Annotated in this window: 13 protein-coding genes and 1 tRNA gene; 2 read left to right on the top strand and 12 right to left on the bottom strand. The window is 66.7% G+C overall.

Features of this window, described 5'->3' with window-relative positions:
- Positions 1–126 precede the first annotated feature (126 nt).
- From RIT73_RS11720 to RIT73_RS11710, 3 genes are all read right to left on the bottom strand, one after another.
- Positions 127–741 carry a LytR C-terminal domain-containing protein gene (locus tag RIT73_RS11720; protein ID WP_309132260.1) on the bottom strand — a complete coding sequence of 205 codons (615 nt, stop codon included), beginning with the start codon at positions 739–741 and terminating at the stop codon, positions 127–129.
- 2 nt (positions 742–743) lie between these two features.
- Complete coding sequence (locus RIT73_RS11715; protein WP_309132259.1) at positions 744–1,010, bottom strand: DUF3263 domain-containing protein; 267 nt, start codon at positions 1,008–1,010, stop codon at positions 744–746.
- A 166-nt stretch (positions 1,011–1,176) separates the two neighbouring features.
- Complete coding sequence (locus RIT73_RS11710; RefSeq protein ID WP_309132258.1) at positions 1,177–2,643, bottom strand: aldehyde dehydrogenase family protein; 1,467 nt, start codon at positions 2,641–2,643, stop codon at positions 1,177–1,179.
- Between the two features lie 263 nt (positions 2,644–2,906).
- Between RIT73_RS11710 and RIT73_RS11705 the strand changes: the two genes are divergently transcribed.
- A complete protein-coding gene (locus tag RIT73_RS11705) occupies positions 2,907–3,599 on the top strand; it encodes a uracil-DNA glycosylase (RefSeq protein WP_309132257.1) in 693 nt (230 codons plus the stop codon).
- 104 nt (positions 3,600–3,703) lie between these two features.
- Here the strand turns inward: RIT73_RS11705 and RIT73_RS11700 are convergent, their stop codons facing one another.
- The gene (locus RIT73_RS11700; protein ID WP_309132256.1) at positions 3,704–5,461 is read right to left on the bottom strand and encodes a threonine/serine exporter family protein; all 1,758 of its coding nucleotides are present in this window, start codon (positions 5,459–5,461) and stop codon (positions 3,704–3,706) included.
- Entirely contained in the window at positions 5,458–6,732 is a 1,275-nt protein-coding gene (locus tag RIT73_RS11695; RefSeq protein ID WP_309132255.1) for an amidohydrolase family protein, read from the bottom strand. The genes RIT73_RS11700 and RIT73_RS11695 overlap by 4 nt, the downstream gene beginning before the upstream one ends.
- 273 nt (positions 6,733–7,005) lie before the next feature.
- Here RIT73_RS11695 and RIT73_RS11690 point away from each other — a divergent pair, with 273 nt between their 5' ends.
- Positions 7,006–7,914 carry an SGNH/GDSL hydrolase family protein gene (locus tag RIT73_RS11690; protein ID WP_309132254.1) on the top strand — a complete coding sequence of 303 codons (909 nt, stop codon included), beginning with the start codon at positions 7,006–7,008 and terminating at the stop codon, positions 7,912–7,914.
- Positions 7,915–7,924: 10 nt separating this feature from the next.
- Here RIT73_RS11690 and RIT73_RS11685 read toward each other — a convergent pair whose 3' ends face one another.
- The 7 genes from RIT73_RS11685 to RIT73_RS11655 form a co-directional block, all read right to left on the bottom strand.
- Positions 7,925–8,245: a hypothetical protein gene (locus RIT73_RS11685; protein ID WP_309132253.1), complete on the bottom strand. Its 321-nt coding sequence runs from the start codon at positions 8,243–8,245 to the stop codon at positions 7,925–7,927.
- Entirely contained in the window at positions 8,242–9,378 is a 1,137-nt protein-coding gene (locus RIT73_RS11680) for a M4 family metallopeptidase (RefSeq protein ID WP_309132252.1), read from the bottom strand. The genes RIT73_RS11685 and RIT73_RS11680 overlap by 4 nt, the downstream gene beginning before the upstream one ends.
- Positions 9,379–9,532: 154 nt before the next feature.
- On the bottom strand, positions 9,533–10,762 hold the full coding sequence (locus RIT73_RS11675) for a low temperature requirement protein A (protein ID WP_309132251.1): 1,230 nt from the start codon (positions 10,760–10,762) through the stop codon (positions 9,533–9,535).
- Between the two features lie 70 nt (positions 10,763–10,832).
- Positions 10,833–11,027, bottom strand: coding sequence for a CsbD family protein (locus RIT73_RS11670; protein ID WP_309132250.1), 195 nt, complete (start codon positions 11,025–11,027; stop codon positions 10,833–10,835).
- A 190-nt stretch (positions 11,028–11,217) separates the two neighbouring features.
- Positions 11,218–11,721, bottom strand: coding sequence for a DinB family protein (locus tag RIT73_RS11665; RefSeq protein ID WP_309132249.1), 504 nt, complete (start codon positions 11,719–11,721; stop codon positions 11,218–11,220).
- 68 nt (positions 11,722–11,789) lie between these two features.
- A tRNA-Thr gene (locus RIT73_RS11660) sits at positions 11,790–11,865 on the bottom strand.
- A gap of 180 nt (positions 11,866–12,045) precedes the next feature.
- Positions 12,046–12,906 carry a thioredoxin domain-containing protein gene (locus RIT73_RS11655; RefSeq protein WP_309132248.1) on the bottom strand — a complete coding sequence of 287 codons (861 nt, stop codon included), beginning with the start codon at positions 12,904–12,906 and terminating at the stop codon, positions 12,046–12,048.
- Positions 12,907–13,013 lie beyond the last annotated feature (107 nt).

Here is a 13,013-nt window from a genome sequence, read left to right as displayed (position 1 = left end):
CCTCGGAGAAGCACGAACAGAACTCAAGGTGGAAGTGCTTGCCTAGCTGATGCCACTCTACCGCAGCACGGTTATCGCCGTTCCGCGCTCCCGTACTGTTATCGATTCGTTACTTTTCGGCGCGATTCATCCGCCGAGGCCGGCCTGACCGCCCTCGGCTCCGCTCTCGTTCGAGGCGCCTTCGCTCGGCGCTCCTGCGGCGGGTTCCGGGCCGCGGCGGGCGATGTCCGAGCAGATGACGACGGAGAGGTCGGAGGAGAACTCGTTCGACTGCTCAGTCGTCTCGATGCCGAGGGAATCGGCGACCAGCTGCGCCTGGGCGGCGTTCGACTTGTCCTGGTAGTAGACCACGGAATCGGTGCGGTCCGTCGAATGGTTGCCGACGGTGCCGATCTCCCAGCCCTTCTTCTCGACTGCCTTCGAGAACTTCGAGGCCGCGCCGGAGACGCCGGAGGCATTGAGGACATCGACCTTCAGGGACGCGTCGACGACGCTGACTTCGCTCTCGGTCGGTGACGGGGTGGCCTCGGCGGAGGTGGTCGGCGCGGGTTCGGCGACGTCGGCCTCGGGGTCGCGCATCGACGAGGTGATGATGTTGATGGCTGCGACCACGAGCAGCACTGCCACCAGCGCGAGCACGATGACCAGCGCGATCGCTCCCACATTGGATTTGGCTGCAGCCTCCTGACGGTGCGCACCGCTCCGGCGTCCGGGCTGGACGTCGTCGAATTCGTCGTTCATGCTCACCTCGAGACGCGGGCTTGTGCACGTTCACTTTGACGTGCGGAGCGGATTCGACGAAGCCGCTTCACCAGCATGGGATCACTGGCCAGTGCTGCAGGATTGTCGAGCAGGGAATTCAAGATCTGGAAGTAGCTGGTCGCGGACATGTCGAAGCGCTCTCGGATCGCGTGATCCTTGGCGCCACCATACTTCCACCACCGCCGCTCGAACTCCAAAACGGACACCTCGAGTTCACTCAGTTCAGGGGTGTCGTCGCTGCTCGGCATAGAGGGTGTGCTCCTTCGGAGAAAACTTTGCTCTCATATTATCGCCGAAATGACAGTACTGTCATTCCGGGCGGATGGCGTGCCGGTCACACCCGAAGGCAGGACGACCGAGAACTGAGGGCAGGAAGATCGAGATCCCCCTGCCCTCATGAACTCCGGCTCCGGCTCAGCGGATGCGGATGTTGACCTGCTTGATCTGGGTGAATCCCTCGAGCATGCCCTCCAGCGATGCCTCGCGGCCGAAGCCCGAGGTCTTCATGCCGCCGTAGGACTGACCGGCCATCTGCCCGCCACCCTGATTGATCTGGATCCAGCCGGATTCGATCCGGTTGGCCAGGGACAGCGCGGCGTCGAGGTTCTTCGTGAACACATAGGCGGCGAGGCCGAACTCGACGTCGTTGGCCATCTCGACGACGTCATCGACGTCCTTCCAGGGAATGACCGACAGGACGGGTCCGAAGATCTCCTCCTGGCTCGTCTGCCAGTCGTTGCGCGCCTTCGAGAAGATGACGGGCGCATGGTAGAAGCCGGGTTCGCCGACCTCGAGGGAGTCGGAGCCGTCATAGGCCACCTCCACGCCTTCCATCGACTTGCCCATCTCGATGTAGGACGCGACCTGGTCGTACTGCTTCTGGTTGATGATGCAGCCGATGTCGGAGGATTCGTCGCGCGGGTCGCCGACCTTCATCTTGGCCACCTCGGCGACGAGCTTCGACAGGAAGTCGTCGTAGATGTCCTCATGGAGGAACAGGCGCGATCCCATCGTGCAGGACTGTCCCTGTCGGGCGAAGCGCGTCGAGAGCAGGACCTGCTCGAGGGTGTCCTGATCGTTGGAGTCGGGGAAGATGATGTTGGGGCTCTTGCCGCCGAGCTCCATCGACGAATGGGCCAGACGTCCGCCTGCCACCTCGGCGACGTGACGGCCGACGTTCGTCGAACCGGTGAACGAGACCTTGTCCACACCGGGGTGCTGGTTGAGGGCCTCTCCGATGACCGAGCCCTTTCCGGTGACGACGTTGAGGACGCCGGCGGGCAGGAGATCGGAGATGAGCTCGGCCATCTTGAGGATCGTCAGAGGCGCATCCTCGGCGCATTTGAGCACCATCGTGTTGCCCGCGGCCAGCGCCGCCGGGGTCTTGAACGCGGCAATCATCAGGGGCGAGTTCCACGGCAGGATGCCTGCCACGACGCCCAGCGGCACGCGCTTCGTGTACTGGAGCTGGCCGTCGCCGGCGGGCAGGGTGTTGCCCTTGACCTCACCGGCGACGCCGCCCATGTAGCGGAACAGGTCGGCGAGGATGACCGTCTCGGGCCGGGCCTGCGTGCGGATCGCGTTTCCGGTGTCGAGAGCCGTCAGCTGGGCCAGTTCCTCGGCACCGGCGTCGAGGGCGTCGGCGCATCGGATGAGCATCTTCTGGCGCTCTTTGAACGGGAGTGCGGCCCAGGCGGGGAAGGCGGCACGGGCGGCGGCGACTGCGCGGTCGGCGTCGGCTTCCTTGCCGTTGGGGACGGTGGCGATCACGACATTGCGATCGATCGGGGTGATGACGTCGGTGCGAGCGCCGTCTGCGGCGTCGACCCATTCGCCGCCGATGAGCATCTTCCAGTCCTCGGCCTGGGGGAATTGCGACATTGTGGTCCTTTCGACAACGTACTGGCGGTGAAAATCCTCCCCTGAGCATATCTTCTGCCCCCGGGTGAGCAGAACGCCCGGGGGCTGCGCGATCACGCACAGTGCCTCTGCATTCCGTGCGCGGAGCCCGCGTCCAGCGATCGGGCCAGGCCAGCGATCAGGCCAGGCCCCGCGGTCGAACTCTCCGCCCGCGGTCTCCGTCGCCGTCACGGGTTCCGCCAGGCCCCATGGTGAGACACGATCCAATGGTTAGAATCGCGGTCATGACTTCTCGCACCGACCTGTCGACGATCATGTCCCCCGACTGGGCTCAGGCACTGTCCGTGGCGGAGGAAGACATCCATTCGATGGGCGACTTCCTCCGGCAGGAGATCGCCGCAGGCCATTCCTACCTGCCGGACGGCGACTCCGTCTTCCGCGCCTTCGCAGAGCCCCTCGCCGAGGTGAAGGTCCTCATCGTCGGCCAGGATCCCTATCCGACCCCCGGGCACCCGATCGGCCTGTCCTTCGCCGTCGATCCCCAGGTTCGCCCGCTTCCGCGGTCGCTGGCGAACATCTACCGAGAGCTCCAGACCGACCTCGGGATCGAGCCGGCGGCCCACGGCGACCTGCGCCCCTGGTCCCGGCAGGGGGTGATGCTGCTCAACCGAGTCCTCAGCGTGCGCCCGGGCGCACCCGCCTCTCACCGGGGACAGGGGTGGGAGGCCATCACGGAGCGGGCCATCTCTGCCCTCGTCGACCGGGACCAGCCACTCGTGGCGATCCTCTGGGGACGCGATGCGAGGAGCCTCGCCCCGAAGCTGCGCTCCGGCCGGGCCGAGGTCGCCATCATCGAATCAGCCCACCCCTCCCCTCTGTCCGCCCACCGCGGCTTCTTCGGTTCGCGTCCGTTCTCCCGGACCAATGAGCTCCTCGAGCAGAAGGGCGTGGCGCCCGTCGACTGGCGCCTGCAGTGACTGCGCCTCGGTGACCGGCCCATCTGCAGGGACTGCGCCTCGGTGACCGGCCCATCTGCAGTGACCGGCCCGCCGTGCTCGATGACGCCGACCTGCGCGAGGTCTCAGGTGGCGCCTCCGGACAGGGAGCCGCGGTCGATCGGGGATGACTCCGAACCGCGGACCATATCGGGACCGCGCGCGGATTCGGGTCCGCGAGCCTCCTCGGCGGCCTGATCGGCCTTCGCCTTCTTCCGCTGCAGGGGTCGGGCCAGGTAGTTGCCGAGCACGGCGCCGACGGCGAGCGCGGCGTTGGCCACGATCGCGGTGAAGAGGGAGGACAGACCGACGGCGAACGACGTGGAGTCCGTCTCCGCGACGATCTGATAGACGGCGGTGAAGATCGCCAGGCCCTGGAGCAGTGTGTAGATCGCCGGGATCGTGAGCACGATCGCCGGTGCGCCGAGGCGCAGCGCCAACGGCCGGGACAGGAAGCCCGCGACGGTGGCCGAGAGCAGACTGGCCAGGACGTTGTCGACGTCGAGCAGGGTCAGAGTCATCATCGTGATGTGCGAGGCCAGACCAACGAAGGCGGCAGGGAGGATGAACCGACGGGTGGCCTGCATCCCGACGGCGCCGGCCATCGCCACGACCGCCGCCGCACCCATGCTGATGATGGCTGCCACCACGTGGACGCTGGTGCGGGGGACGAGGACTTCGATCGGGTCGAGTCCGAGCGCGCGACCGCACACGAGTCCCACCGCCAGTCCGGACACGATGCCGGCGAACGACATGAACACACCGATGATCCGCCCGGCCGCGGTGAGGGGGAAGTTCGTCAGCGCGTCCTGCACGGCGGAGAAGAGCGCCTGCGTGGGCAGGAGGAGGACGATCCCGGCCGCCACGAGGTACTGCGGGGCATCGACGAGCCCGAAGTTCCACGCGGCCATGGCGATGAGGGTCGCCGCCGCGGCCTGCACCACGATGATGAAGAAGGAGGGCAGGCTGGTGCGACCGATGTACTTCCCGAGCTGGAACACGAGCAGGGCCATGACGATGCCCAGCCCGATCGCGATGGCCCCGCCGCCGAGGAGCATGACGACGCTGCCGACCAGCATTCCCCAGGAGCCGGTGACGAACCACTCCTGGTAGGGCCGTCGCTGTGAGCGGATGGCGTCGAGGCGGTTCCGGGCCTCGTGGAAGCCGAGCGTGCCATCGACGAGGTCGGAGACGAGTTTGTGGACGGAGGCCAGCTTCGCGTAATGCGTCGACTCCCCTCGGTTGACTCGCATCACCGTCAGCAGCCGACCGTCGGAGGTCGAATAGTGGACGACGAGGGTGTTCGACGTCAGGTCCACCTCGGCGGTGGCAAGGCCACAGGCGGCACAGGCGGCGATCACGGACACCTCGATGTCACTGGTGCCGGCGCCCGCGCGCATCATGATCGCGGCGATGTCCGCTGCCAGGTCGAGGACCATCCGGGCCTCTTCCTCGCTCGGCTCGCTCGCCTGCACCGGCGCCTGATACGGGGTGCCCTTGAGCGCCGTGATGATCGGGATCGGCTGAGTGTTGACCGCGGTGCCCGAGACGAGTCTGCCCACGGTGCGCCGAGCCACCCGCTGGGCCACCCGCTGGGAGGCACCCCTCTGATCAGCCTTCGACTTCGACCTCTGCGGCTCGGGCTTGCGCGCCAGTTCGTGCCGGGACCGGTCGAGGAGTTCGCGCAGCGCCTGCGATCCCGTCTCGCCCCCGCTCCCCCGTCCGGACGCGGATGTCCTCTGCGCCGAGGAGGCCCGGCCCGGCCGGGCACCGCGCGCCGGCGCGGTCGAGCGTTCGAGGGGAACCTCGGCGGTGGTCGCCTCTTCGGTGTTCTCCTGTGTCACGGCTCGCTGATGAGTGTCGGGCCGAACGGGTCCGCGACGGCGGCGGTGCCGGTCTCGGCGTCGAATTCGTAGACCTTGCGGCAGGAGACGAAGACCTGCTCCGCGCGGGAGTCGAGGTCCAAGGGGTCGCCCGACCAGATGACGAGGTCTGCATCCCTGCCCCGGGCCAGAGATCCCAGCCGGTCGTCGAGGCCGAAGATCTTGGCGGGGTTGATCGTCAGGGATTCGATCGCCACCACCGGATCGAGGCCCTCCTTCACCGCCAACGAAGCCTCATGGACGAGGAAGTTGATCGGGATCACCGGGTGGTCGGTGGTCAGTGCGATGCGCACTCCCGCGTCGGCCAGAGCCGCGGCGGTGGCCAGGGTACGGTCACGCAGCTCCACCTTCGACCGCGTGGTCATCAGCGGGCCGAGGATGACGTCGATGCCCTTGGCGGCGATGAAGTCCGCGATCTTGTGGCCCTCGGTGCCGTGGTTGATGACGAGGCGGTAGCCGAACTCCTCCGCCAGCCGGATTGCCGTGGCGATGTCGTCGGCGCGGTGGCAGTGCTGATCCCAGACGAGCTTCCCGTCGAGGACGTCGGCCAGCGTCTCGAAGACGAGGTTGCGCTCGAACGGCGTGCCCTCGGCTTCGGCGTGACCGCGCTTGGCGCGGTAGTTCTGCGCCTCGACGAAGGCGTCGCGAATGAGCTTCACGGTCCCCATACGGGTCGACGGGATGGCGCCCTTGTCGCCGTAGACGCGCTTCGGGTTCTCCCCCAGCGCCGACTTCACCGACAGGTCCTGGGTCACGAGCATCTCATCGACGATCCGGCCCCAGGTCTTGACGAACGCGGTCCGACCGCCGATCGGATTGCCCGATCCCGGTTTGATCAGCGCCGAGGTGACACCGCCGCGCAATGCGTCCTTGAATCCGATGTCGCCCGGGTCGATCGCGTCAAGAGCCCGCAGACCCGCCCCGATCGGGTTGGTCATCTCGTTGGTGTCGTCGCCGGACCAGCCCTCCCCATCTTCATGGACGCCGAGGTGACCGTGCGATTCGATGAACCCGGGCAGGACCCAGCGACCGGCGGCGTCGATGATCTCGGCGCCTTCGGGCAGGTCGTCCGGCTGTCCGTCGGCGACGGTGGAGATCGTCCCGTCGGTGACAAGGATCGTTCCCGATTCGATGGTCTCGGCGCGCTGCCCGTCAGCATCGGCCACGGGCACGATCCGAGCGTTGGTGATGGCGAAGTCTGCGGCTGCGGGGACCGGAACCGAACGATACATTGTGCTCCTAGTGCATCGGGTGCTCACCAGCGCGAGGGGCGCTGCAGTTGAGCGCTGGGGCGCTGACTGCCGTGTCGATTTCGAGTCTACGCCACCGCCGTTCCTCGTCCGGCGAAGACCTCGACCCCGGTTCGGAGAGGGGCCAGATCTCCATCCGATGAGGGCACCGATACTCGTCCGGGGAGCGCGTCGATCTCCATCCGGGGAGGGAGGACACCGTCAGGGATCGCGTGTAGCTTGGAGGGAGATCATTCCAGACAGAAGGACCCGCGGATGCTTGAGACCATCAGCTCATATGTCGCTGTCGGCGATTCGTTCAGCGAAGGCCTGATGGACCACGACCCACGTGTCCCCGACAGATTCCGGGGCTGGACGGACCGCCTGGCCGAGATGCTCGTCGACTCGCCGATCGGCAGCCCTGAGCTCACGTATGCCAATCTGGCGATCCGCGGCCGGCTGCTGGCGCAGATCATCGACGAGCAGGTGCCTGTGGCGCTCGAACTGGGCCCTGATCTGGTCACACTCTGCGCCGGCGGCAACGACTGCCTGCGGCCTAAGGCCGACATCGACGATCTGGCCAACCAGTTCGAGCGCGCCGTCATCGCCCTGCGCGGTGAGGGCATCGAAGTGCTGATGAGCACGGGGTTCGACACGGAGTTCAGCTCCCCATTGATCCGGGCGATGCGTCCGCGGGTCGGCATCTACAACTCGCACCTGTGGACGATCGCGCAGCGCCACGGCTGTCACATGATCGATGTGTGGGGGCTGCGCCCGGTGTACGCCGCGGAGATGTGGGCCGAGGATCGCATCCACCTCTCCTCGCAGGGCCATGACCTCGTGGCTCGACAGGCGCTGGCCACACTCGAGAGCGGGCACTCGCTGCCGGGGAAGGGATTCGCAATGCCGGCGCGACCGACCCGCGCGATCAAGGCCGTCGTGGCCGAGGAATCGAAGTGGGCGAAGGAGCATTTCGCACCCTGGGTCTCGCGCCGGCTGCGCGGGGCGTCCTCGGGGGACAATCTGGAGCCGAAGCTGCCGAGGCTCACCCCGGTCCGCAGCACTGCGGACGAAGACATTTCTGCCGAAGACACTTCTGCCGAGGGCACTCCGGCCGCTGAGGCTCCTGCCGGCGGAGCCACGCCAGGCAGAGCCCGCCCCGACGGAGCCGACCGGACTCACTGACCCTGCGGGCTCATCCCGGTCGGCGGCGCTCGGGTTCGGTGATCTCGCGCACCTCGTCGACGATCTCCTTCCACTCCCCGCTCAGCTCCCCCTCTCCGAACCGCGCCTGGCCGAACCGGCTCTCGATGGCGAAGACGTAACGATCGGCCGCAGACGGTGCGTTCTGGGATTCCTCTGCGCTGCTCCACGGAAGCTGTGCCACCCGCGGGCCGATCTCCTCGCGATGCTCGCTGTGGTCGATGTCGAGGTCCCAAACCAATTGGAAACCGCCGATTCCCCCGCTGCGCTCGACGATGAGATGCCCGAATTCGCGATTGCCCTCGGTGTTCACCAGCTGCTCCCGTGATTGCCCCGACGCGAATCGGGACTCGAGATGCCCACAGCCTCCCAGCCCTGGACGATGGCGTCGTGGACGTCGGTGCCCTCACCGAACTGCACAGCCGCCTCGGCGATGGTCATCGGCGCGAACTGCGCGAAGTCGGTGCGAGTGGTGATGGAGTCACCGGTCAGAACCGAGAACCACACCTGGCCGACGGTCTCCCAGGCTTTGCCGCCCAGGGTGGTCGCGGCGAGGGCGAACGCCCGGTTGGGGATGCCGGAGTTCAAGTGCACTCCGCCGTTGTCCGAGGTGGTGTCGATGTACTGGTCCATGTGTCCCGGCTGCGGATCCTTGCCGAGGACGTCGTCGTCGTAGGCGGTGCCGGGTTCGAGCATGTTGCGCAGCGCATCACCGCTGACGGCGCGGGTGAAGATGCCCGCCCCGATCAGCCAGTTCGCACTCCGCGCGTCCTGGCCGTTCGCGTACTGTTCCGTCAGGGCGCCGAAGACGTCGGCGAAGTGCTCGTTGAGGGCTCCCGGCTGACCCTGGTATTCGAGGTTCGCGGTGTGGGCGATGACGCCGTGACTGAGCTCGTGGCCGATGATGCTCAGTGACCCGGTGAATCCAGTGAACACCTGATCGTCGCCGTCGCCGAAGACCATCTGACGTCCGTCGAAGAACGCGTTGTCGTAGTCCTGACCGTAGTGGACGGTGGCGCTGAGCGGCATTCCCCTGTCGTCGAGGGAGTTGTGGCCGAACACCTCGGCGAAGAGCCGGTAGGAGGCACCCAAACCGTCGTAGGCTTCGTTGACCGCTTCATCGCAGACCGGCTCCTGTCCTTCGCTGCGGACGAGAACCCCGGGGAGCTCCTCACGGTTCTGAGCGTCGTGGACCCAGCGGGTGAGGCCCTCGGTCGCCGCAGCCTCGGCTCGCACCGCCGAGGGCCCGCCCGGAGCAGGCGCCTCCTTGAGACCTTCGGCGCGCAGGTTCCGGTGCTCGGTGTCGCTGGGTCGGCAGCTTCTGGCCGCGGCGGCCGCGCGTGGGAACTTCTCCGCTCCGCGCTCGGCGATGGCGTCGAGGAGGTAGGGCGGGACGACCGTCTGGAACCGGCGGACGGGGTGCTGTGATGACTGGTGATCTCTCATGTGACCAGCGTCGCACACAGCACTGACACGGACCAGACCTCAGACCTCACACAAACGGTGGGCGCCGGACGCGGGGCGCGGGGCGCGGGGCGCGGGGCGCGGGGCGCGGGGCGCCGGACGCCGGACGCGAACGGCGGGCGCCGGACGACCGCGTTCAGGCCCGCCGCTTTCCCGCCGGACCTGCGTCCGCCTCGGCGCCCTGGGGGCTGCGCAGCACCAGGGTGACGACGATGACGATCATGAAGAGCGTGGTGAGGAAGGTGGGGATCGGGATGATCGGGTCGAGCAGCACGAGCACCGCACACACCGGGACGACGGTGTTGACGACACGGTCGGCATTGTCCTTGATCGCCAGGAGCCACACTCCGAGCACGAAGATCGCGATGGGCACCGAGACTGTGAACGTGGCGAGCACCGGGTCGAGGGAGCTGTGGCCCAGCTGAGAGTCGACCTCGACGCTGACACCGGCGGAGAACGCCCCGGCGGCGGCGAAGATGAGGTAATGACCGTACCCGTAGGTGATGGAACCGCGCAGCGCCGTTATCGCGCGGTGGTGCGGCGGCCAGAAGTAGATCCACCACATCGACGCGGTGACGATGAGGCACAGAACCCCGAGCGAGATGAGCGGAACAACGTCCTCGATGTCTGCGAAGGCTTCGAAGATCGCACTGGATGAGGCGAGCAGGCTTTCACCGAGGAGGATGATCGTGAACAGGCCGTAGCGCTCGGTGATGTGGTGCGGGTGCCAGGGAGTCGTTCCGCGCGTTTCGGCGATGAGCGGGATCGAGATCTCGGCGAGGGCCAGGAGGACGAAGCCGATCGGCGCCAGCGAGGCGGGCACCGCCAGCCAGGCCAGCCAGAGGATCTGGACCGCGCCGATCCCGCAGGCGTAGACGATGGTCGTCCTCCGGGCGCCGCCGGCATGCCGCGAAGCCCGCAGCCACTGCGCGATCATGACGACGCGCATGAGGACGTAACCGAGCACCGGGAGCGCGAAGTCACCCTCGACGAAGGCCGGCTCGATGCCCGCAGCCAGGATGAGAACGCCGCCCATCTGGACGATGGTCATCACCCGGTACAGCCAGTCGTCGTTGTCGAAGGAGGTGGCGAACCAGGTGAAGTTCATCCACGCCCACCAGATGGCGAAGAACACCATCAGGTAGTTTCCCAGGCCTTCGGCGATGTGTCCCTCGGAGACCGCGTGGTGGAGGTGGGACGCGGCGATGGCCACCGCGATGACGAAGGTCAGATCGAAGAAGAGCTCAAGCGTGCTCGCTGATCGAGCAGGCTCTCCGGGATCGCGTGGGCGCATGGGGGTGAGCCGGAATCGGCCCGTGTCCGCGGTTGTCACAGTCGTCGCCTCCGGCTCGGGTGTGGCTGGCAATCACATCTTAGAGCGAGCGGACACGAAAGAGCCCCCATCGGGCGATGGGGGCTCTTCGGTGGAGGATCGACTAGCGACCGAGATCATCCTTGGCGTCGCGGCCGACGTCCTTCATCTTGTCGCCGACCTGCTTCGCCTCGGCCTGGTACTTCTCACCCTTGCCCTCGGCGTGCATCTCAGGATTGTCGGTGGCGTCGCCGACCTTTTCCTTGGCCTTGCCCTTAACCTCTTCAGCCTTGTTGCTGATCTTGTCACCCAGGCCCATAACATCCTCCTGAAAAAGTCTGACTTCATTCCCCCGGATGGGGATTTTCACCGTACTGCGCGAACCTGGGTGCTGACTGGAGGCACGATGTGGAGTCCCTCAGGACCCCTTGCCGTCGAAGAACGCTCACGGCCCGTGAGGACCCGTGTGGGAGCATTGGGTTCACGAACTGCGGGTCAGAGCATTGGGATCACGAAATGCGCGTCAGAGCACCTGCGGCGTAGGCCGCCTGACCGACGTGGGCAATGGCGTCGTCGATGATGGAGGCCATCCGGACGCCGCGGGTGACCGGCGGGTCCCAGCTGTCATCGACGACCTCGTCGAGTTCCTCCTCGGGCAGTCCCCGGGCGCAGTCCTGCAGAGAGGTCAGAGCCGCGCCGAGGTGGTCGATGAGCAGCTGATGGTCCTCGACCCTGACCGCGGCGGCCTGTTCCCGGGTGTGCCCGTACCCGAGTGACTCACCGACTTCGCCGAGGCCGAACCGCTCCCGGTACTGTTCCCAGACGCCCGCTCCGCCGGTGAGTTCGGCCACCTGCACGTCGACTTCGCGACCGCTGTGCCACAGCAGCCACGCGATGGAGTTGGGATGGCCGGCGGGGTGGGAGTTGAGCTGTTCCGGACTCAGCCGTGGAAGAGCCCGGGCGGCGTCGAGGGGACGAGAGGCGAATTCGACGAGGAGTTCAGCGGCGTTCATGCTTCCCATTGTGCTCCCGGACTCACCGCATGACGAGGGCCAGGCGCGAAACCTCGCGCCTGGCCCGATGGAGCCCCCTGTCAGACTCGAACTGACGACCTTCGCTTTACAAGAGCGGTGCTCTACCAACTGAGCTAAGGAGGCGCTGCTGTCAGCGACTGTTCGATAGTAGTTCATTCACCCGAGCCGCCACAAAACGGTCCGGCCCCTGCCGGGACCGGACCGAGGTGCGGCTCTGGCTGCTCTGCTGCCGAGTCAGTGCTGCGTGTCCGCCAGCGTCACTGCGCCGACTCGGGCGCCGACTCTGGGCGCCGACTCGGCGAATCAGCCCTTGAACTCGCCCGTGGCCTTGAGGATCTCCACGGTCAGCGACTGCGGGTCGCCGGTCTTCTCGGTGTGCTTGCCGTTGATGAGCACCCACGGGGTGGCCTCCACGCCGGAGTCGAGAGCCTCCTGCGTCGTCGTCTCGATGTGCTTCTTGAACGACTGGTCCGTCACGCACTGCTCGACGGTCTGCTCCGGGTCGGACTTCAAGGGCGCGGAGGTGTCGACGCCGACGTCCTTCGCCACCTTGAGGAGCTCCTCGTCGGTCCGTCCCTCCGTGCCCTCCGCCGGCTGCTGGGCGAACAGGGCGGGGATCAGCTCCGCTGTGACGTCGGGCTGGGAGTCGATGACGCAGGCGGCGAAGTTGGCCGACCGGGTCGAGTACTCGTTGCCGCCGGAGAACCGGTCGAGGATCGCGATCGGCTTGTACTCGAGGACGACCGTGCCCTCTTCGACGAGCTTCATCAGCGTCGCGGAGTTCCCCTCCTCGAATGCCTTGCATCCGGGGCACTGGAAGTCGAGGTAGACGGTCACCGTCGCAGCGTTCTCCTTCGCCCCCGCCTCGGTGGGGGTGGGAAGATCCGACTTCTCACCTTCGGGCATGGACTTCGGCTGCACCACGGTGTTGCCCTTGGCGATGCTGACTCCGCCGGCCACGAAGTTCGCCGGGGTCAGGCCCGGCTTCGACTGCTGGAAGATGAGGACTCCGACGACTGCGGCGACCACGACCACCACGACGGCGATGCCGGACCAGAGAATGACTTTCGCGGTCTTCTCCTTCTTCGCCTGGGCTGCTGCAATCTGGCGCGCGTTCTCACGCGCCTTGTTCCGCCTCTGCTCTGCGGAGTTGTCTTTCGCCATTGTTCCTCACGTTCGATCGGTTTTGAGGCCCGGTCTCGGACCAGAGGGAATCGATTCGATTCGACGAGCGCAGCCCGACGACTCACACCTTACCGAAAGGAGCCCGA

It is taken from the genome of Brevibacterium sp., from assembly GCF_031179145.1.
Classification (GTDB): Bacteria; Actinomycetota; Actinomycetes; order Actinomycetales; family Brevibacteriaceae; genus Brevibacterium.
Note: the sequence above shows the minus strand (reverse complement) of the source record. Positions and strands in the feature narration are given on the sequence as shown.